Origin of the sequence: Pseudomonas sp. PDM01 (assembly GCF_014852325.1) — a bacterium.
Lineage (GTDB): Bacteria > Pseudomonadota > Gammaproteobacteria > Pseudomonadales > Pseudomonadaceae > Aquipseudomonas > Aquipseudomonas migulae.
This window is the reverse complement of the sequence record NZ_JACVBK010000003.1, coordinates 453,564-472,782: the sequence shown is the minus strand read 5'-3', so window position 1 is coordinate 472,782 and position 19,219 is coordinate 453,564. Positions and strand designations below refer to the sequence as shown.

Genomic DNA, 19,219 nt, shown 5'->3' with positions numbered 1-19,219 from the left:
AGGATTTTGGGTAGTATCGTGAAGGGTGCGAATGGTAATGCTTGCTATTTACTTCCGTGAATTATTCCTGAGAAGTTCCTTTGTTTGATTGTTTCAATTTGTGTCGTAGTTGTTACAGAAAGGATTTGCAGCATTCGACCGATTCATGAAACAGACTGAAAGCCATTCCGGCGTTTTTCAGAAACTGTCGCAGGGCTAACCTGTCGGCATTGATTTTTCCTACCTTTTTGCCGGAGCCTTCCCATGATCCTTCACTACATTTACGACCCGTTGTGCGGCTGGTGCTACGGCGCAAAACCACTGGTGCAAGCCGCTCAGGCCGTTCTGCCGGTGATTGCCCATGGCGGCGGCATGATGAGCGGCGCCAACCGCCAGACGGTTTCGCCACGTTTGCGTGACTACGTGATGCCCCACGACCGGCGCATCGCCGAGTACACCGGTCAGCCATTCGGCGAAGCGTATTTCGAAGGGTTGCTGCGTGACGAAACGGCGGTGTTCGACTCCGCTCCGCCGATTGCCGCCGTGCTCGCGGCGCAGCAGATCGCTGGCCGTGGGCTGGAGTTGTTAGGCCGTTTGCAGAGCGCGCATTACGTGGAAGGGCGGCGTATCGCCGATGAAGCCGTGTTGATCGAACTCGCCAACGACATCGGTCTGGAAGCCGAAGCCTTCCTGTCAGCGTTTGAAAACGCCGACACCGATGGCCACATCAAAGCCAGTCGCGCCTTGTTGGCCAACGTCGGCGGCCATGGTTTCCCGACCTTCGCCCTGGAGCAGGATGGCCAGTTCACGTTGATCGACATCAGCCCGTGGCTCGGCAAGCCGCAAGCCTTCGCGGCATGGCTGAGTCAATCGCTTCCCGCAGACGCCGCGACATCCGAGTTTCAGGCCTGCGGCCTCAACGGCTGCGCCCACTGAATTCTCCCGGAGCCTTTCATGGATAACCTGAGCCTGATCAAAAGCACCTACGAAGGCGCCAACTCCCAGGAAAATGCGCGCAACACCGCCGCAGCCCTGGCCGATGACGCTCGCTGGACCGAAGCCGCAGGCTTTCCCTACGCCGGCACCTATGTTGGTTTTGACGCCATCGTCGAGAATGTCTTCAAGCGTCTGGCCACGGAATGGGAAGGTTTTCAGCTGAAGATCGAGGACTACGTCGCACAGGGAGACAAGGTGTTTGCCTACGGCAATTACAGCGGAATCTACAAAGCTACCGGCCGGCCGATGAATGCTCGCGTCGCCCATTTGTGGACCATCGCCAATGGCAAAGTTACCCATTTTGAACAATTCGTCGACAGCCACACCGTGCAACGGGCAATCGTGGACAAGTAATTTCTTAGACGATTTTCACCTATTCACAGACGATTCATGAAATTGACACATGGTTAAGGGCGCGGATAGGATTCGCCCCAACGCCTGTGGCTAACCGCCATGACTCAAAAAAATAAAAAGGCCCGCTCCGCGATTTATCGTGGGCGGGCCTTTTTGTTTTCGGGTGAAAAAAGAGTGCGATAGCGCCGTTTCAGCCGTTCGACACAGCGCGTATCAACCCGAAATAAGGAAAAGAACAAAATGTTGAATAAGCGAATCAGCCTGATCGCTCTGGGGATGTTGAGTGCGACACAGGCCATGGCTAACGACCAGGCCGAATCCAAGGGTTTTGTTGAAGACAGCAGCCTCAAAGTGCTGCTGCGCAATGCCTACATCAATCGTGACTACAAAGACAGTCGTGAGGACAAAGCCGAGTGGGGCCAAGCGGCCATCGGCACGTTCTCGTCCGGTTTCACCCAAGGCACCGTCGGTGTGGGTGTGGATGCGTTCGGTCTGTACGCACTGCGTCTGGATGGCGGCAAGGGTCGCACCGGCGCGCAAGGCATCGACTTCTTCAAGAAGGGCGACAGCGGCAACGCGGCTGACGACCTGTCGAAGGGTGGCGCAGCGGTCAAATTCCGTCTCTCCAGCACCACGCTGACTTACGGTGACCAGATGCCGGCCCTGCCGGTGTTGAGCTACGACAACGTGCGCCTGCTGCCGGAAAGCTATACCGGCACGCTGATCACCTCCAAGGAGATCAAAGGCCTGGAACTGAACGCCGGTCGCTTCACCGCCGAATCGCGCAAAAGCGCGGAAGGCCGTGACAGCGGTGGCCTGAAGTCGATCAACGTATTGGGCGGTAGCTACCAGTTCACCGAGCAGTTCAAGGCTGCGGTGTACGCGTCCGACGTTGAAGACGTGTTGAAGAAGCAATACGTGAACGCCAACTACGTGTTCCCGATCGACAAGGATCAGTCCCTGACCCTCGACTTCAACGGCTACCGCACCAAGCTGGACGATTCCTACGTCCGCGAAAGCGGTGCCACCGGCGACGACAACAAGATCTGGAGCCTGGCAGCCACCTTCGCCACCGGCCCGCACTCGTTCACCGTCGCTCACCAGCGCAGCACCGGCGACAGCAACCTGGGCTACGCCTACGGCGGCTATCAGAAGGATCAAGGTCGCGTCGGTGACGGTGGCAACACCATCTACCTGGCGAACTCCTACTGGTCCGACTTCAACGCTGAAGACGAGCGCAGCTGGCAGGTCGGCTACGGTCTGGACTTCAGCACGTTCGGCGTTCCGGGCCTGAGCTACAACGTGGCTTACGTGCGCGGCGACAACATCACCACCTCCACCAGCGAAGGCGGTACCGAGCGCGAAATCTTCAACCAGTTCAAGTACGTCGTGCAAAGCGGCCCGGCCAAAGACCTGAGCGTGAAACTGCGCAGCTCGATCCTGCGTGTTTCGCAGAAGTCGAGTGAGTACAACGTCAGCGGCAACGAAGTCCGTGTGTTCGTCGACTACCCGATCAACATTTTCTGATGATCGGTTGCCGTATCGAGGCCTGATTAGAGGCTGAGAACGAAGAAGCCCCGACTGGTTCGGGGCTTTTTTGTGGGCGGCGCGAGGCTCTAGGTCGCGGCAAGTGCGTCAGGTGCTCAACGACTACTGACGCAAAATGATCAAAACGAGCATTCAGAATGATTGATTTGCGCAATTTGAAAGGGTGGCATAAGATTATTTTGACTGAATCAATCACTCTTGTGATCGGTTCAATCAGTTTCGAGGTGAAACACGTCTTACCCCACAATTATAAAAGGAGACCCTCGTGGCCCAATTTCCTATCAAGCGCACCATAGAACGCATTCCGGGCGGCATGATGATCGTGCCCCTGCTGATCGGTTCGCTGGTCGCCACCTTCATGCCTGATACGCCCAAGTTTTTCGGCTCCTTCACCAACGCGCTGTTCACCGGAGCGTTGCCTATCCTCGCGGTGTTCTATGTGTGCATGGGCGCGAGCATCAACATCAAGGCCACGCCTTACCTGCTCAAGAAGGGCGGCACGCTGCTGATTACCAAAGTCGGTATCGCCGTGCTCATCGGTATTGTGCTCGGGCATTTCCTGGGTGAGCAGCCGATTTCGTCAGGCCTGTTCGCCGGCATCTCGACGCTGGCGGTGGTCGCCGCGATGAACGACACCAACGGCGGCTTGTACATGGCGCTGATGGGGCAGTACGGTCGCTCCGAAGATGTCGGTGCCTACTCGGTCATGTCCCTGGAATCCGGCCCGTTTCTGACCATGGTCACCCTCGGCATCGCCGGCCTGTCGGCGTTCCCGTGGCCGACACTGGTGGGCAGCATCCTGCCGCTGGCGCTGGGCATGTTGCTGGGCAATCTCGACCGCGACATGCGCGACTTCCTGGCCAAGGCCGTTCCGGTGATGATCCCGTTTTTCGCTTTGGCGCTGGGCGCAAGTCTGGATCTGCACAACGTCTGGCAGGCTGGCTTGCTCGGTCTCGGCATGGGTGTTGCGGTGGTCGTGTTGACCGGTATTCCGCTGTTTTTCGCTGATCGTTTGACCAGTGGCACGGGCGTCGCCGGTGTCGCTGCGGCTACCACCGCCGGGAACGCCGCAGCCGTTCCTGCGCTGATCGCGGCGGCCAATCCGGTTTACGCCGAAGCGGCCAAGAGCGCGACCATATTGGTAGCCGCCTGCGTGGTGGTCACCGCGATCCTCGCGCCGATACTCACTGCAGCCGTCGCCAAGCGCGTACAAAAGCGCAACCCTGTCGTCGTCTCTGAGCAGGAGATCGAACCTCAAAAGCAGGAGGCGTTGCGATGAGGATTCTGATCATCGCCGATGATCTGTCCGGCGCGGCGGATTGCGCCATCGGCTTTGCGAGTGTGGGGCTGCAAACGGTGGTCACGCTCGATCCGCTGAACGACTCGGCCGATGCTCAGGTGATCGCTGCTGATACGGACACTCGCCGCCTCTCTGCGGCGCAGGCTGCCGAGCGCACCGTTGCCGCGTTCAAGGCGCTGCATCAGCCTGGGCAGCGGTTGTACAAGAAAATCGATTCGACCTTGCGCGGTAACTGGGCAGCGGAAGTCGCTGCCCTGCAACCCTTGGCCGGCCTGGCGATCGTCGCCCCGGCATTCCCTGCTACGGGGCGCACGTTGCGCGGCGGTCGGGTCTTCGTGAACGGTCAACCGCTGGAAACCACCGATACCTGGAAGCTCGAAAACGCTGATCGCCCAGCTGATGTAGAAGCGATGCTCATCGCCGCCGGTCTGAGCACCGCGAAGCTGGATCTCGAGACCTTGCGCGGCAACGAAAATGCGCTCGCGCAGCACATCACCGAAGTCGCCCGCAGCGGCACGCAAGCGCTGATCGTCGATGCACAAATCGAAGACGATCTGCTGACCCTCGCTCGCCTGACTGCGTCGATGGATCAGCCGCTGTTCTGGATCGGTTCGGGAGGCCTGGCGCGGGAAATCGCCAGCCTTCCGGATTTTTCAGAAACACGGTTCACGGCCATCGAACCGACCGCGCAGGAAAAAAACCAGGCGCCGATTCTGATCCTCGTCGGCAGCCTGTCCGGCGTCTGCGAGCGGCAATGCGCGCTGCTCAAGGAGCGCGGCGGTGTCAGCGAACTGGTCGTCCCGCCTGAGGTCCTTCGCCAGGGCGTCGCCCATGAAGATTGGGCAACCTGGCAGGCGCGCATTGGCGAGCAACTCGATGGCTGGAGCGACCTGCTGCTGCGCATCGGCCGCGATGACGCGTTCGATCCGCAAGAGGGCGCGCAACTTTCAAGCATGTTGGCCGTGTTGGTTGAACCGCACTTCGCCAAGGTCGGCGGCCTGATCGCCACCGGCGGCGAGACGGCCCGGGCCATTTTGACCACCGTCGGCATCGACAGCCTGCAACTCATCACCGAAATCGAGGCCGGCGTTGCCTTCGCCCGCCCGACTGTTTCCCGGCAAGGCCATCGTCCCGGCATCGTGACCAAGGCCGGCGCGTTCGGCACCGATCACGCTTTGTATGCGGCATGGCAACACCTGAGCGACAGCGCCGATCGCTCCTCGCCCCAACGCACACGAATCCAAGGACTCGAATGAACACTATGAGCAATTACCTCCCTATCATCGGTATCACCATGGGCGACGCCTCGGGTGTCGGTCCGGAAATCGTCATCAAGAGCCTGACTCACGATATCGTCTATCAACAGTGCCGACCGCTGGTGATTGGTGATGCGCGCCGTCTCGAACAAGCCAATGTGATCGTCGGCGGCAGCGCCAAAGTGCGCCGCATCAAGGACGCGTCCGAGGCACGCTACGAGACTGGCGTGATCGACTGCATCGACCTCGACCTGATCCCCGACGACCTGCCGTTCGGCGAACTCTCGCCCATCGCCGGTGACGCCGCTTACCAATACATCGCCCGTGCCGTGGAGCTGGCGCAGGCCAATCAGATTGACGCGATCTGCACCGCGCCGCTGAACAAGGAAGCGCTGCACGCTGGCGGCCACAAATACCCTGGCCACACCGAAATGCTCGCGCATCTGACCAACGTCGATGAAGTTTCCATGATGCTGGTGGCGCCGCAGCTGCGGGTGATTCACGTCACGACCCACATCGGCATCATCGACGCGATCCGCAAGATCGAACCGGGCCTGGTCCAGCGCACCATCGAGCGCGGCAACGCGACGCTGATCAAGGCCGGCATCGCCCGCCCGCGCATTGGCGTGTGCGGGATCAACCCGCATGCCGGTGAAAACGGCCTGTTCGGTTATGGCGAAGAGGAAGAAAAAATCATCCCTGCGGTGAAGCTGTTGCAGGAACGCGGCCTCGATGTCACCGGCCCGCTGCCGGCCGACACCCTGTTCTTCCGCGCCGGACGCGGCGACTTCGATCTGGTGGTCGCGATGTATCACGACCAGGGTCACGGCCCGGTCAAGGTGCTCGGCCTGGAAGCGGGCGTGAACGTCACCGTCGGCCTCGACGTGATCCGCACCTCGGTCGACCACGGCACCGCGTTCGACATCGCCGGCAAAGGCATCGCCGATGAGCGCAGCCTGCTCGAAGCGCTGCGCCAGGGCGCGGAACTGGCCACGCGACGGGGATGAGCCGCAGGGGCGCTGTCGTGTAAGATCGACCACCGTCCACCGTGCGAGACCCGCCATGAAAGCCTCCGAACGCCACCGCGCCATCCTCGATCTCGTACGCATCGGCGATGCCAACGTCGAGCAATTGAGCGCGGCCCTCGGGGTTTCGGAAGCCACGGTGCGACGCGACCTGACCATGCTCGCCAAACAAAGGCACCTGGTGCGCACCTACGGCGGCGCCACCGCCGTGGTCGGCGTGCATGAACCGGAAGCTTCGCTCGAAGAGCGCAAAACCAGCCAGTGGGAACAGAAAGACGCCATCGCCCAAGCGGCGGCGGCGCATGTCCAGGACGGCGACACCGTCCTGCTCGACGGCGGCACCACCTGCGCCGCGCTGGCCCATCACCTGTGCTCGCGACAAGACGTGCACGTGGTCACCAACAACCTGCTGGCGGTGATGACCCTGGCCAATGCGCCGGGTATTCGCCTGACCCTGATCGGCGGTGACTTGCGCGGTTCGAGCATGAGCACATTGGGGCCGTTGGCGGAGTTGACGTTAAGTCGGCTGAGCGTCGACAAAGCCTTCCTCGGCGCGGACGGCGTGGTCGCGGAGTTTGGATTGTGTGAGGCGAGCGCGCAGCAGGCCTATCTCAAGGAATGCATCATCAAACGGGCGGCGCAGATTGTGGTACTCGCCGACACCGACAAACTCGGCCGTGCGCGGCAACAGCACTGGACGCCGATTGAGCGGGAGTGGCGGTTGATTACCGGTGCTACCGCCGATGAAGCTGCTCTCGCACCGTTTCACGCCCTCAAGCAAATCACCGTCGAAACCGTAATCGTCGATTAAACCCCCCGAACGTGTAGGAGCCGGCTTGCCGGCGATGGCGTCTTCAAAATCGCCATCGCCGGCAAGCCGGCTCCTACAAAAAGCGATTCCCAAGACGTGTCGCAAAAAGTGAAAAATTGCGCCACGTAACAAGGCGGACTACTTCAAAAGAGGCTGAGTCCTACTGCGGAAACAGCCAGCGATAACTACTAAACAGCGCCCATCAATCGTCTACTGAGACGTTCGGAAAGCAGCGCCTGTTCCAGGTAGGAATCCACTTTTGAAGAGATTTGCTTTTGTAAATGAAGCTGCAACTCGTGAGTACAAAGACTTGCCGAGCTGGGTACAGGATGAGTTCGGGAAAGACCTGATGCGCGTGCAATACAGCGCAGATCCAGAACTGGCAATCAAGCAGCTCAGTTCGGTTGGAGCGGGCGCCATTGAGTTGATCATCAACGGTAGCCCTGCATACCGCTGCATTTACATTGCAAAGTATGCAGACACCATTTTCGTCCTTCATTCGTTCGTGAAAACCACGAACAGAACAGATCGTCACGCAATGGCCGTCGCGCAAGATCGGTTGAAAGAGCTGAAAAGAGAGCTTCGGAAAATGGGGTTCAACGTCTAGCCAGCGTGAGCTTGTGAAATGACGATTTGTGGCAAGGCTCCGGGCTCGTTGGACGGCAATGTAAACGTGGTGCGCAAGCCCAGTTTATCCAGCATGTCCATCATTGCATCGATGGTGAATTTCTCGATCTTGCCAGTGGCCAGTTCTGAAATGCGTGATTGGGTAACGCCGAGCCTGGCTGCGGCCTCGCTCTGTTTGAGGCCCAGTTTTTTGATGCAGTCAGTGATGAATATCGACAACTCCATTTTCAAGGCCATTTTGCTGGCGACCTCCTCGTCATGCGTGACGTGGAATGGGCTGTCGAAGAATTGAATTGCCATGAAGCGTCACCTCTTCTTAAGCGTTATCTAAAATTTTCGATAAAAAGAGATTAGCCGATTGACGATTTTTGATCCAAGCATTTTTCCCGACTGCGTAGCACAACCAATTACACCACGTAACTAATGATGTTCCCGCCCCCACCTTTATCCCCACCCCCCAACCTCCTACATTGAGCTCCAACACCTACCCATCATCCCGATGAGCAGGTCACTGGAGATCTTCCTCATGCCTTTTGTAAGCGTACGCATTACCCGCGATGGCGTTACCTCTGAGCAGAAAGCTCAGGTGATCGCTGAAATCACTGAAACACTGGAACGCGTCCTCAAGAAGGACCCGCACCTGACCCACATCGTGATCGAAGAAGTCGACACCGATAACTGGGGCTACGCCGGGATCACTACCACCCAGTACCGCAGGCAACTGGCTGAGAAGGAGGGCAAGTCGTGACTGCGTCGGTCTCCATCGATTTCGTCTCCGACGTGGTGTGCCCTTGGTGTGCACTGGGCGCGACGGCGTTAGAGCAGGCGATTGAGAACGTGGCGGGTGAAGTCTCGGTGGAGTTGACCTACAAGCCGTTCGAGTTGAACCCGAACATGCCGCCTGAAGGCGAGAAAGCCGTCGAGCACTTGATGCGCAAATACGGGCGCACCGCTGAAGACGTCGCCTCCGGCAAAGCGATGCAAATCGCTCGTGGTGAAGCACTCGGTTTCAAGTTTGACCTGGAGAAGCGCACTCACTTCTACAACACCTTCGATGCTCACCGTCTGCTGTTGTGGGCGTTACAGGAAGGGCGGCAGGTTGCGCTGAAGAAGATCCTGCTACGCGGTTACTTCACCGACGGCCAGAACCCGAGTGATCGCGAGACGCTGGTTCGACTGGCAGCCGAAGCGGGGCTGGATGCAGCGGCGGCGCAAGAGGTGTTGGCGTCCGGAGCGTTCGCCAAAGAAGTGCGTGAGCTGGAAACTTTTTACCAGCAGCACGGCATCAATTCGGTACCGGCCATGATCCTCAACGGTCGGCACCTGGTGTCCGGTTCGCAGTCGGTCGAGTACTACGAGCAAATGTTGAGACAAATGGCGAAGGAACCCGCCGAAGCCTGATTCATTACTTTTCAAACCATCATTTATTAGTAGAGGTTCATCATGAGCAATTCGAAAAAAGTCATCGTTATTACTGGCGCTTCCCAAGGTCTCGGCGCCGGCATGGTTAAAGCGTTCCGTGATCTGGATTACAAAGTTGTCGCCACTTCCCGTTCGATCAAGCCATCCACCGATCCGGACATCCTCACCGTGGCCGGCGACATCGGCAACCCGGAAGTCGCTCAACAAGTGATCCGCGAAGCCATCGCACGTTTCGGCCGCGTCGACACCCTGGTCAACAACGCCGGTATCTTCGTCGCCAAACCGTTCACCCAGTACACCGCTGAAGACTACGCCAATGTGCTGTCGGTGAACCTGAACGGCTTCTTCTACATCACCCAACTCGCGATCACCGAGATGGAAAAACAAGGCAGCGGCCACGTCGTCAACATCACCACCAGCCTGGTCGACCACGCTATCGACGGCGTGCCATCGGTACTGGCTTCGCTGACCAAAGGTGGCTTGAACGCGGCGACCAAATCCCTGGCCATCGAATACGCCAAGCGCGGGATTCGGGTCAACGCGGTCTCCCCAGGCATCATCAAGACGCCGATGCACGGTGAAGAAACCCACGCAGCGCTAGGCGCTCTGCACCCGGTCGGGCACATGGGCGAGATCAGCGACATTGCTCAGGCGGTTGTTTATCTGGATAGCGCCAACTTTGTTACGGGTGAAATCCTGCACGTGGATGGTGGGCAGAGCGCGGGTCACTAAGACCGGCTTTTCCAAACTGCGGAAACAACAAAGCCCTCGTATGAGGGCTTTGTTTTGCAGAGTCGAAAATAAATCCGACTCCTGTTTGTTGTTTTTTATGTGCCGCGTTCTAATCAATCGGGTCGAGTTGGTCTAGTGCCCGGTTCACCGAGATCTCCGCCAGCATGATGATTTGGTGAATACCCAGTAGGGAGTTGCGACTAGTGCCCGTCTCTCTGTCTGCCACATCCATGGTGATAACACTGGCGGATGCCAGTGACTCGCTTACACAACCCAGCAGGGTTTGAACGTCGACTTCCGGGTTGACGGTGTACATCGTGCAAGGCGTGCGTGGGGTGGCTTTGATGTCCGCGAAGGAGCTGTGGCGATCATCGTCGTCGCGGTTGGTCGCTTCGTCGGGCTTTTGTGTACTGGGGCTTTCGTTCGGAGATGTGTTATCTGCATCCGGGGGATCAGGGGTCACTTTACGCATGCGATTATTCCCTATCGGTTGCCAACCCCTTCCGCTGCTAAACGCAAAGGGTGGCAGCTGCACGCAGGTTAGCAGACCGGGGAATATCGCAAAGCCGGCGCGCCCGAAGGCGCCCTACGTACAGCCACCATCAAACCGTAGGCATGGAAAACACCTGTGGGATGGATGCACTTGCAAGCGATAAACCGCGAGCTGCTAAACCCGACCACTGATGAGCAGTGGCAGGTCAACGATAGAGCCCGGGCAATACCCGCACAAGCCGGCGGAGTCTGAGGTAACCGTAGGCAATGCCGCAAGGTTTTGTAGCTTTCAGGAAGTGACGCGTAACGCTTTTAAACAGGTATCGCCAGCGAGCCATAAATCCGGCATACAAGACCTCCAAGGGAGTGTTTCTACCGTACGTCGAGGATCTTTCCGACGATTTTCCACCCGTACAGCCATTATGGCGTGCTCGGGCCACCGTTCTCTGACTCCCCTCAGGTCGCTGAGGAACTCGGCTCATGCAACTACGCCTTTTATGAGGACGCCAAAATTATTACCAGTTCATAATTTCGCATAACGATCCAAGTTTGAACCTTTGGTCCAGAATTCAGAGCATTTGACGGTTTTGTAAAGTGAGCGAGGTTCGACAGGAGCAGGGCGAGGAGGCGTGGGTTTCAGAGAGGGCGAGACGTGGGCGAAATGTGGAAACTTCAGAAACAACAAAGCCCTCGCATTTTCGCGAGGGCTTTGTTTTGTATGGTGCGGCCCTAGGAGTTGTATTGGATTATAAATTTATGATTTTTAATGAAATTTCAGATAATCGCTCTGCTTTCTACCTCTAAAACTAACCCAAGGCGCCCCCTCCAAAATGGCAAGCGAATTTGCATCTTAACCGGTAGCATTTTGCAAGTGGTTGATTGTATACGGCTGGAGCTGTATCGCAAGTAAACGCAACTATACGGAGAAAACAAGAGAATTGGCCAACTTATACCTCCCGCACATATTGCGTTGGAAATTCAGAAATGGCACCTTTGGTGCTCGCTAGGGAAGGTACTCCAACGGAGGCGGGCATGGCTAATACTTATAATATTTACAAAGTAAAACCCCATAAGCTGGAACAACTCAAAGAAAAGCTCCGGGCGGTAGGTCTGGCTGAGCAGAAAACTCATGTTGCACAAGCTTACTCGAAAACATTTTACTATTCTGAAGTTAATCCGGGGAATGACGTTTGGTGGTGGGATACGTATCGAACCTTCTTTAAAGATGGTTTGCCAGCGCCTAAAAATATTTTCAATTTTGGGATGTTGCTTTGTCAACATACAGCCCAGCCTGAAACGATCTATGCGGTCAGTTTGGGGAAGTCGCATTTTTATCTGTCTAAGTTTATTCAGCTTGATTTTGGCATTGACTTGGCTATCCGCATGGCGGACGAAAACTCAATCCTCCTGAAGAAAAGCCGCTATTTTACGGGTACTAAAAGACAGGATGTTTCGTCGTACCAACAATTTCAGATTGATAGCTACGAGCCGGGCGAATCAGTTGATCATCTCAAGCTAAAAGCAGCAGACAAAGATGTCTGGGGGAAACGTAATATTATATTTGCAGACTCCATCCAAATGGATATGGATAAGGCACCACTCGAGTTGTCAGAAATCTTCGAGCAAATCGAAAGAAGTTACCAGGACGACAAAATTATCCACTTGCCTAAATTAGAGGCTGTGACAGAGGAGTTGGGCGCTGAACTGGATGCTGTTGCGTTTGAGAGCTTGAAGCGAGGGGAGGGAGACGTTGCCATTCAAGAATTCCAAGTGCACGGAGTTGCAATATGCTTTAATTTTCATGACTACGATTATCGAATTTCAGCAAGAACTGCAGATGACATTTATCGCAAGGATTTAGGGAATACGCTTGATATTGTTAATGTCTCGGAGTTCATTCGAGATCATGCAGGGATTACAAATATTAATGAGATCTCCGTTCAGTTTAAGAATGAGGATTCTGGGGCTTTTACCAAGCCACTTAGAGAGCTGCTGGATTTCCCGATATCCTTCGATGGTGCAGATTACTTTCTGAAAAGTGGAGAGTGGTTTGTTTTCAATCAGACTTTTATGGATTATCTAAAGCGTTCTTTGGAAAGTATTGATGTAGTTATTGAAGAGGATTTAGTAGAAGCGGATTTTCAGAATTGGAAAACCGAGAAAGAGCGAAAAATTGCCGCCAATGAGCCGGTCGATGACAAGCTTACTTACCGAGAAGCATATTTTAACCAAAAAATATGTAATGAGCGTGGATTTGTATTGCTTGATCGACAGCTGACTCTAATTCAGTCGCTAAAGAAAAAGAAAAATCAGTACCGGGTCGAGATTGCTGACATATTCAAGTCAGGTGAGATTATTTCCGTGAAAATTTCTGAGACAAACTCTGAGCTCATCTACAATATTGAGCAATCCAAGGACTCCGTAGAGTTGATCAAAAGAAAAACAATAAAATTCGATAAGTCCATCAAAACAGCTTCCTTGTGGTTTGTGTTTGAGGGGGACATAAGAAAGATTACAGATTACAACTCCATTCAGTTCCTTCTGGCCGTGGAGTCATGGCACAAGCTTGTCAAAGGATTCGGATTGAAGCCAAAGATATACATATCCAAACACGTGATCTAAATATGCAGTTAGTGGAAAAAGACGGGGTCAGACCACGAATACCGTTATTTAATTGAAAACATGGTCTGACCCCTATTCCTGGCTATTCCACACCGGCGGGCTAAATGGGTCGTTTTTTTCTTCAGCTCTGCATGTGCTACGGACCAGGCCTGTCGGGACGCCGTGATGGTAGTCAGTGGACATTAGGACGCTCCTAGGGAGGCAATACCAGATCAGTGAGCGTTGAGGGTGACGCGCGCGCAAGAGCCGCGAGCGGCGGGCGGTGTAGCGGGGGGTGTCTACACCGCAGACATGAAAAAGCCCCGGCTTGGGGGCTTGATGGGGCGGTTTTGCTTAGCTTGCGATTGCAGAAGACGCGGGGGTTATCTGTTTGATGAGCCAAATACCAAGGTCAGATATTGAGTAAGTCACAGGTGCTTTCGTGGGGGAGAATTCAATATCGGTCTCAAGTGAGTTGTTGCTGATGAACGAGTCGTTGAGAAGCCCTTTGGCAATAAGATCTGACACACAAGAGTCAATCAGCATTGGGTCTAGATTACTCGGTAGTAGCTCTTCAATTGCACTTGTTGCGAGCGATGGTTTCTTACCCACAGAAAACATACCTTTACCGGTCTTTGCATTGTGAAGCTTGTTTGCTTCTGAAAGCACCAAAAAATGAACATCTTCTAGATCACGTACTAAACGCAAGGTTTGAGATGTAGCGTCCCAGTTGCTTGTTTTTTGGTTCCAGAGATTGGCTAGAATTGATGCGAAAACGCGGACTTTCTCTTCACTTAGTGACTCATGAATTGCGTTAAGAGAGATCCGAAATGCAGGGATGAGATCTGGTGAATCTGAGGGTGTGGGGCTTAGCGAGTATTTTTTAAGCTCGGAGATGAGTAGGTGGATTTGTCGTAGCTCGAAGTCCATTGCTTTTTTAGATAGGTAGCGGTCAAGAAAACCAAAGCCACTTGCATTCAGAATCAAGCACAGTGGCCCCCATAGTGGGTGATCATTCTCGTAAATTTGGCCAACTTTTTCACGTAGGTTTGCATTATCCAGCTTGGATACGTCCACGCCTTTCCCCTTAATTGAAGCGTCAAAATCGATTGCTTGTACCCCAAATAGATACCGTCTGGGGGATGTCATGGCAAATAATCGCGCCGTTGAATACGCTGTCGTCGCCCGCTGCTACGAAATTGGCGGCTAGGTTGTTCCCGGCTTCGTGCTCTGAATGCCCATGCATTTCTCCCAGTTTCGGCTGGTTTAAGCCTGAAGGTTTAGTGCTTGATAGAGCGGAGCCGATTCGCCAACTTCGTCATGGCAGTCGACGTGCTGAATAGCGCCTACTGTAGCTTGGCCAAGGCTCCACCGTTACTTTCGAAAGCATTAAGCCTAAGGACGGATTTATTTTTTCGCGCGCGGCTGCCGTATGAACGAGGTCAGTCCCGGCGTCACAAAATCCCCGATGCACAACGAAAGAAACACATGAGGCGCTCAAGAATTTGCACCCAGTTCAGCAAATGGGCGAGATCGGCGAAATTGCGCAGGCGGTTGTGTATCTGGACAGCGCCAATAACGTTACTGGCGAGATCCTCCGCGAGGCAGAGCACGGGTCACGAAAAACCGGTTTCTCTGAACCCCAGAAACAACAAAGCCCTCGTATTTCTACGAGGGCTTCGTTTTGTATGGTGCCGGCACCAGGAGTCGAACCCGGGACCTACTGATTACAAGTCAGTTGCTCTACCAACTGAGCTATACCGGCGTGTTAGGGCGACGATTATAGCGATTGGGTTGGTTCTGTAAACCCCTGAATTCAGACTATTTTTACGCAGCCGTCAGACCGGCCCCACAGACGCATCTGCGGGGCTGGTCAGTGAAGCATCACACGCCGTTTTTAACTGCGTTGATCAGGTCCTGACTCAGCACCTGCGCAGGCGCCACTTGCACGCTTTGTGTATAGAACGGCGGCAGGTTCTGGGCCAGTGTCGACAACGCTTGCGCGGTGGTGTTGCCCGGCAACAGCACATATTGCAGGTTGGACGGATAGCTCTGCGGCACAGGGCCTTCCATGGTCGAACCGTACGCGCCGAAGGTCATCACGGCCTGGGGCGTTGTTGGATCGGGGGCGTAGAGGAAGACGAAGGTGCCGTACTTCGGATGGGTCAAGTATTGCGCTGCCTGTTCGCGAACCACCGGATCGGGGTCGTTCATCAGGGTCCAGCGCATGACGGCATAGCTGCGGGTCGTTTCCATGAACGCTGTACGAATCGGCGACTGGTTCTCGACACCTCCCAGGCACACCAGCAGGTTGCCGAACGGGTCGATCAGCGCCACTGAGTTGAACACCGTGCTTTGCTGCGCGGTTTTCAGCAGGGGAGGCGCGAGTTCCGCACCGGGATCCCGTGGGTTCGCCGATTGCACGGTCAGTGCGAATGGGCTGAGCGCTGTCAGTGCCTGGCGCACTTTGCTGTTGGCCGGCAGGGTGGCGGGGTTTTGCAGTTGATCCGGCGGCAGGCCGCTGTTGTTGCTGGCGTCGCGCACGGTGTTGACGCTGGCGGAGAAGATCGAGCTGCACAGGAAGTACGCCGCCGAGTCGATGGTCTGGCCGCCGAACACCGGGCTGTTCGAACCCTGATAGGCGCGGCTGACTGGCGCTGCAATCGCGTAATAGCCCCAGGTGTCCTGCGCCTGTTGGCGGATCTGCGGCGGCAGCGATGGAAAGGTGAACTGGCTGTTGTAGTTGATACCCGCGTAGTCATCGATCGCACTGACGGCGACGTTGAATCCTGCGGTCAGCAGCGAACCGGCGCACATGGCGCACGGGTCGAGCGTGGTGACGACGGTCAGTTGATTGGGCGGTGGCAGGTTCAGTGGCGCGACGTTTTCGTAGTACCAGTCCACCAGTTGCCGTTCGCCGTGGGCGGTCGGGTCGTGGGGTAGAAAGTAAGTCGTGCCGCCGCCAGGGAAAGGCATCAGCACGTTGTTGTGCAGCGCGGCGATGACCTCGCCCGTTGCGTTGTTGATGATGGCGCCGCCTACCGCGAAGGTTTGCTGCAGCGCAGCGACAATGGCTTCGTTGGCGACGGTATCGACGGCTTCCTGTGCACTGTTCAATGTGCTCATGTTTTCCCAGCTCCTTGCTGTCCCTGACGTCAGAGAATTCTGACGCTTGGCAAAGATAGTTGAGGATTCCCGGGGCGTTTATGTTCTTTTGAATTAATGCTTATGCACAACGGGGAAGGCGATGCACGCGGTTAAGATCGAAAATGTGGATCCAGTCTCATTTTCTCGCAAATGCCTGTTTTTCCGGTTTTTTATTCGGGTGTACGAAAATTGAACAGTTTGGTTTCAGCCCTGAAACAGGCGTAAACATTGGATCCACGATATTTCATCAACAGAGTTATCCACAGGCTGTGGCTGTTTTAGGCGCGCTCCGCCAGCAACAGGAAGTTGCGCGGCGTGAGTGGGGTTTCACAAAAGGTACCGAGGCGAACGGTGTAACCCTGCTCAGAGAGGAAAAGTGCTCGATCAAGGTTCAGCCAAAGCTCCAGCGGACGTCGGAAAAGTCCGCGCAGCAGCTCCAGATTGCGTACCTCGGCCAGTCGCTGCCAGCCGGCGGCTTCTAGCGCTGACCAGTCTTGCGGGCCGACTGTGGATAACTCTTTGTATGCGGCCAGATGGTGGCAGTAGTCGGCGAAAGATCTGTCCAGCCAGGCGCTCGGCAGGGAAGGCGTGGGCAGGTACTCATCAACACCGCGCAGTTGCCGTTGCAGCAGGTCGAAAGCCAGGCGTCGGGCCATGGACGTGTCGCGCTGACGTCGGACGCGGGCACCGGCGGTGACGGTTTCGCTCATCGGGAGTGAGAGATCGTCGAGTGACAGCTGTAGGTCGGAGCGCAAACCGACAGCGGAAACTGGCTGGTATGTAGGAAGACTGATCCTGTTATAGCAACACGGCGCAATGGCCATTTGTTTGCACCCGGCGGCGCTGGCGAGCTGGATCAATCGCACATGCAGATCGCCACAGGCATGCAGTGCGACCGGTGTGTGATCGGCGTTCAGCAAAGAGGCGGCGCCGGGTGCCAGCACATCCTGCTCGACATGCAGCGCATGCAGTTGATGGCGCTGACTGAGCGCCTGACCGCCTAGCACCAGTGCAGGATCATGTTCCAGGCACGTGAGCTGCTGACCGGTTTGCAGCAGGCGTCGACCCAAGTGGCCTTTACCCGAACACCAATCCAGCCAATGCATCGGTGGCGCAGCAAACGACAACCGACTGGCAAACGCCTCGATCTGCTGCCACTTGCGCCCCGGCACATCGACATTCAACCGATGCCCTGCGGTCTCCAGCGTGTGTGCCGGCAGCTCACCCACTGAACCTAGCTCAAGGGATAGCGCCGCCAGCGAAGCGAACGGCTCCGGCGCATCCAGAAGACAAGGTTGGTTATGACTGTTTTCCGCGTCTTCCAGCGACCGCCCGCGTAGCCATTCAGCCAGCTCCGGGTAGGACGCTTCCCAAGGAAGTTGCAGATGAGTAAACGGTCGAGGCTTCCACAGCGCCTGATGCTCGATCAGAAAAGCATCCAGCGCCATGAAGCGGGCGAGCAGGGCCTCGCCCGTCAACACGTGGGAATCAACGCCCTTGGCAGGCATCGACGCGCAACCAGCGCTCCAGCAGCTTGAAACCGCGAACCAGCACGTAAGCCATCAGCAGGTAGAACATGCCTGCGGCGAAGAAGATCTCCACCGGCAAATACGTCCGGGCAATGATGGTGCGAGCCATGCCGGTCAGTTCCAGCAGGGTCACGGTACTGGCCAGCGCGCTGGCCTTGAGCATCAGGATCACTTCGTTACTGTACGCCGGCAGACCGATGCGGGCGGCACGGGGCAGGATGATGTAGAACAGCGCCTTGGCCCGGGACATGCCCAGCGCCCGCGCCGCTTCGATCTCGCCCGGTGGAATCGCCTGGATCGCACCGCGCAGGATCTCGGCGATGTAGGCTGCGGTGTGCAAGGTCATGGTCGCCGTGGCGCACCAGAACGGATCGCGCAGGTACGGCCACATCGAGCTGTTACGGATCGCATCGAACTGCGCGAGGCCGTAGTAGACCAGGAACAGCTGAACCAGCAACGGCGTGCCACGGAAAAAGAAGATGTAGCCGTAGGGAAATGCCCGCACCCACCACAGGCGCGACGAACGCGCGATGCCCAGAGGAATCGCCAGCAACAGGCCGGCAATCACGGCGATGGCCACCAGTTCCAGGGTCAGCGTTGCGCCCTGAGCCAGTTTCGGCAACCACTTGATGATGACTTCCCAGTTCATTGGGTGCTCCTCGCGAAGCCGCGAGCGGCGCGTTTTTCCATGAAGTGCATGCCTGTCATGGCCAGAATCGTCAGGCCCAGGTACATGAACGCGGCCACCATATAGAAGGTGAACGGCTGTTTGGACACGGTCACGCCGATTTGCGCGTGACGCATGATTTCTTCCAGGCCGATCACCGACACCAGCGCGGTGTCTTTCATCAGGATCATGAACAGGTTGCCCAGGCCGGGCAGGGCGATGCGCCACATCTGCGGCATGATCAGCTTGGTGAAAATACGAAATTTCGAAAGGCCCAGTGCCACACCGGCTTCACGGTGGCCTTTGGGAATCGCCAGAATGGCACCGCGAAACACTTCCGTGGCGTAGGCGCCAAAGCACAGGCCCAGCGCAATCACGCCGGCCGCAAAGGCATTGAGTTCAAGGTCGGGGTTGCCGAAAAACTCGCCCAGGGCACGCATCAGGTTGACCGTGCCGAAGTAGATCAGCAGCACCCAGAGCAGTTCCGGGATGCCGCGAACCAGTGTCGAATAAGTGCCGCCAAGCCATTGCAACGGCTTGTACGGGGAAGTCTTGGCCAAGGCGCCGAGCAAACCGAGCACCAGCCCGAGACACAGGGCCGAGAGTGCCAGTTTCACAGTCATCAGCGCGCCAGCGGCGAGCGCCGGGCCGAATCCGTAGAGGTCGATAATCATGGATTTCTTTTCAAATCGCGGCAGGCAAGGCCGGGGACCGGCGCCGTCAGAAAACGGCG

19 protein-coding genes, 1 tRNA gene and 1 pseudogene are annotated in these 19,219 nt (G+C 56.3%); 13 read left to right on the top strand and 8 right to left on the bottom strand.

What is annotated here, in order from left to right:
• Positions 1 to 243: 243 nt before the first annotated feature.
• The 8 genes from IB246_RS10035 to IB246_RS10000 all read left to right on the top strand — a co-directional run bounded on the left by IB246_RS10035 (position 244) and on the right by IB246_RS10000 (position 7,876).
• Positions 244 to 915 (top strand): DsbA family protein, encoded by a 672-nt coding sequence (locus tag IB246_RS10035; protein ID WP_008040101.1) that lies wholly within the window; start codon positions 244 to 246, stop codon positions 913 to 915.
• Positions 916 to 933: 18 nt separating this feature from the next.
• Entirely contained in the window at positions 934 to 1,329 is a 396-nt protein-coding gene (locus IB246_RS10030; RefSeq protein WP_008025013.1) for a nuclear transport factor 2 family protein, read from the top strand.
• A gap of 240 nt (positions 1,330 to 1,569) precedes the next feature.
• Complete coding sequence (locus IB246_RS10025; RefSeq protein ID WP_008040100.1) at positions 1,570 to 2,856, top strand: OprD family porin; 1,287 nt, start codon at positions 1,570 to 1,572, stop codon at positions 2,854 to 2,856.
• A 286-nt stretch (positions 2,857 to 3,142) separates the two neighbouring features.
• Entirely contained in the window at positions 3,143 to 4,156 is a 1,014-nt protein-coding gene (locus IB246_RS10020) for a 2-keto-3-deoxygluconate permease (RefSeq protein ID WP_008040099.1), read from the top strand.
• Positions 4,153 to 5,433 carry a four-carbon acid sugar kinase family protein gene (locus tag IB246_RS10015; protein ID WP_008040098.1) on the top strand — a complete coding sequence of 427 codons (1,281 nt, stop codon included), beginning with the start codon at positions 4,153 to 4,155 and terminating at the stop codon, positions 5,431 to 5,433. Before IB246_RS10020 ends, IB246_RS10015 begins: the two co-directional genes overlap by 4 nt.
• A 5-nt stretch (positions 5,434 to 5,438) precedes the next feature.
• Positions 5,439 to 6,440, top strand: coding sequence for a 4-hydroxythreonine-4-phosphate dehydrogenase PdxA (gene pdxA, locus IB246_RS10010; protein ID WP_032832525.1), 1,002 nt, complete (start codon positions 5,439 to 5,441; stop codon positions 6,438 to 6,440).
• Positions 6,441 to 6,495: 55 nt separating this feature from the next.
• Positions 6,496 to 7,269 (top strand): DeoR/GlpR family DNA-binding transcription regulator, encoded by a 774-nt coding sequence (locus tag IB246_RS10005; protein ID WP_192226787.1) that lies wholly within the window; start codon positions 6,496 to 6,498, stop codon positions 7,267 to 7,269.
• A gap of 259 nt (positions 7,270 to 7,528) precedes the next feature.
• The gene (locus IB246_RS10000) at positions 7,529 to 7,876 is read left to right on the top strand and encodes a type II toxin-antitoxin system RelE/ParE family toxin (RefSeq protein WP_008041045.1); all 348 of its coding nucleotides are present in this window, start codon (positions 7,529 to 7,531) and stop codon (positions 7,874 to 7,876) included.
• Here IB246_RS10000 and IB246_RS09995 read toward each other — a convergent pair.
• Complete coding sequence (locus tag IB246_RS09995) at positions 7,873 to 8,196, bottom strand: helix-turn-helix domain-containing protein (protein WP_008041043.1); 324 nt, start codon at positions 8,194 to 8,196, stop codon at positions 7,873 to 7,875. The two genes, IB246_RS10000 and IB246_RS09995, sit on opposite strands and share 4 nt — an antisense overlap.
• A 226-nt stretch (positions 8,197 to 8,422) precedes the next feature.
• Between IB246_RS09995 and IB246_RS09990 the strand changes: the two genes are divergently transcribed.
• The 3 genes from IB246_RS09990 to IB246_RS09980 are packed head-to-tail and all read left to right on the top strand — an operon-like array spanning position 8,423 to position 10,050.
• On the top strand, positions 8,423 to 8,644 hold the full coding sequence (locus tag IB246_RS09990; protein ID WP_008041042.1) for a tautomerase family protein: 222 nt from the start codon (positions 8,423 to 8,425) through the stop codon (positions 8,642 to 8,644).
• Positions 8,641 to 9,297: a DsbA family oxidoreductase gene (locus tag IB246_RS09985; RefSeq protein WP_008041041.1), complete on the top strand. Its 657-nt coding sequence runs from the start codon at positions 8,641 to 8,643 to the stop codon at positions 9,295 to 9,297. Before IB246_RS09990 ends, IB246_RS09985 begins: the two co-directional genes overlap by 4 nt.
• 42 nt (positions 9,298 to 9,339) lie before the next feature.
• Positions 9,340 to 10,050, top strand: coding sequence for an SDR family NAD(P)-dependent oxidoreductase (locus IB246_RS09980; protein WP_008024998.1), 711 nt, complete (start codon positions 9,340 to 9,342; stop codon positions 10,048 to 10,050).
• A gap of 109 nt (positions 10,051 to 10,159) precedes the next feature.
• Here the strand turns inward: IB246_RS09980 and IB246_RS09975 are convergent, their stop codons facing one another.
• Complete coding sequence (locus tag IB246_RS09975; protein ID WP_008041040.1) at positions 10,160 to 10,522, bottom strand: DUF6124 family protein; 363 nt, start codon at positions 10,520 to 10,522, stop codon at positions 10,160 to 10,162.
• Between the two features lie 1,052 nt (positions 10,523 to 11,574).
• On the opposite strand from IB246_RS09975, the gene IB246_RS09970 reads away from it, so the two are divergent.
• Positions 11,575 to 13,164 (top strand): DUF6119 family protein, encoded by a 1,590-nt coding sequence (locus IB246_RS09970; protein WP_008041039.1) that lies wholly within the window; start codon positions 11,575 to 11,577, stop codon positions 13,162 to 13,164.
• Positions 13,165 to 13,497: 333 nt separating this feature from the next.
• Here the strand turns inward: IB246_RS09970 and IB246_RS09965 are convergent, their stop codons facing one another.
• Complete coding sequence (locus tag IB246_RS09965; RefSeq protein WP_157222784.1) at positions 13,498 to 14,220, bottom strand: hypothetical protein; 723 nt, start codon at positions 14,218 to 14,220, stop codon at positions 13,498 to 13,500.
• A gap of 343 nt (positions 14,221 to 14,563) precedes the next feature.
• Between IB246_RS09965 and IB246_RS09960 the strand changes: the two are divergent.
• Positions 14,564 to 14,741 (top strand): annotated as a pseudogene (locus tag IB246_RS09960) (SDR family oxidoreductase); the annotation flags it as partial.
• A gap of 91 nt (positions 14,742 to 14,832) precedes the next feature.
• Here the strand turns inward: IB246_RS09960 and IB246_RS09955 are convergent.
• The 5 genes from IB246_RS09955 to IB246_RS09935 form a co-directional block, all read right to left on the bottom strand.
• A tRNA-Thr gene (locus tag IB246_RS09955) sits at positions 14,833 to 14,908 on the bottom strand.
• A 119-nt stretch (positions 14,909 to 15,027) separates the two neighbouring features.
• Positions 15,028 to 16,269: a nucleoside deaminase gene (locus IB246_RS09950; RefSeq protein WP_008041036.1), complete on the bottom strand. Its 1,242-nt coding sequence runs from the start codon at positions 16,267 to 16,269 to the stop codon at positions 15,028 to 15,030.
• Positions 16,270 to 16,568: 299 nt separating this feature from the next.
• Positions 16,569 to 17,798 (bottom strand): methyltransferase, encoded by a 1,230-nt coding sequence (locus IB246_RS09945; RefSeq protein WP_008041035.1) that lies wholly within the window; start codon positions 17,796 to 17,798, stop codon positions 16,569 to 16,571.
• A complete protein-coding gene (locus IB246_RS09940; RefSeq protein WP_008041034.1) occupies positions 17,779 to 18,468 on the bottom strand; it encodes an ABC transporter permease in 690 nt (229 codons plus the stop codon). The genes IB246_RS09945 and IB246_RS09940 overlap by 20 nt, the downstream gene beginning before the upstream one ends.
• Positions 18,465 to 19,160 carry an ABC transporter permease gene (locus IB246_RS09935; protein WP_008024973.1) on the bottom strand — a complete coding sequence of 232 codons (696 nt, stop codon included), beginning with the start codon at positions 19,158 to 19,160 and terminating at the stop codon, positions 18,465 to 18,467. The genes IB246_RS09940 and IB246_RS09935 overlap by 4 nt, the downstream gene beginning before the upstream one ends.
• Positions 19,161 to 19,219 lie beyond the last annotated feature (59 nt).

Bases quoted from the DNA above. Each gene is read 5' to 3' on its own strand.
- IB246_RS10035 (WP_008040101.1), top strand. From the start codon at position 244: ATGATCCTTCACTACATTTACGACCCGTTGTGCGGCTGGTGCTACGGC.
- IB246_RS10030 (WP_008025013.1), top strand. From the start codon at position 934: ATGGATAACCTGAGCCTGATCAAAAGCACCTACGAAGGCGCCAACTCC.
- IB246_RS10025 (WP_008040100.1), top strand. From the start codon at position 1,570: ATGTTGAATAAGCGAATCAGCCTGATCGCTCTGGGGATGTTGAGTGCG.
- IB246_RS10015 (WP_008040098.1), top strand. From the start codon at position 4,153: ATGAGGATTCTGATCATCGCCGATGATCTGTCCGGCGCGGCGGATTGC.
- pdxA (WP_032832525.1), top strand. From the start codon at position 5,439: ATGAGCAATTACCTCCCTATCATCGGTATCACCATGGGCGACGCCTCG.
- IB246_RS10005 (WP_192226787.1), top strand. From the start codon at position 6,496: ATGAAAGCCTCCGAACGCCACCGCGCCATCCTCGATCTCGTACGCATC.
- IB246_RS09995 (WP_008041043.1), bottom strand. From the start codon at position 8,196: ATGGCAATTCAATTCTTCGACAGCCCATTCCACGTCACGCATGACGAG.
- IB246_RS09990 (WP_008041042.1), top strand. From the start codon at position 8,423: ATGCCTTTTGTAAGCGTACGCATTACCCGCGATGGCGTTACCTCTGAG.
- IB246_RS09980 (WP_008024998.1), top strand. From the start codon at position 9,340: ATGAGCAATTCGAAAAAAGTCATCGTTATTACTGGCGCTTCCCAAGGT.
- IB246_RS09975 (WP_008041040.1), bottom strand. From the start codon at position 10,522: ATGCGTAAAGTGACCCCTGATCCCCCGGATGCAGATAACACATCTCCG.
- IB246_RS09970 (WP_008041039.1), top strand. From the start codon at position 11,575: ATGGCTAATACTTATAATATTTACAAAGTAAAACCCCATAAGCTGGAA.
- IB246_RS09950 (WP_008041036.1), bottom strand. From the start codon at position 16,269: ATGAGCACATTGAACAGTGCACAGGAAGCCGTCGATACCGTCGCCAAC.
- IB246_RS09945 (WP_008041035.1), bottom strand. From the start codon at position 17,798: ATGCCTGCCAAGGGCGTTGATTCCCACGTGTTGACGGGCGAGGCCCTG.
- IB246_RS09940 (WP_008041034.1), bottom strand. From the start codon at position 18,468: ATGAACTGGGAAGTCATCATCAAGTGGTTGCCGAAACTGGCTCAGGGC.
- IB246_RS09935 (WP_008024973.1), bottom strand. From the start codon at position 19,160: ATGATTATCGACCTCTACGGATTCGGCCCGGCGCTCGCCGCTGGCGCG.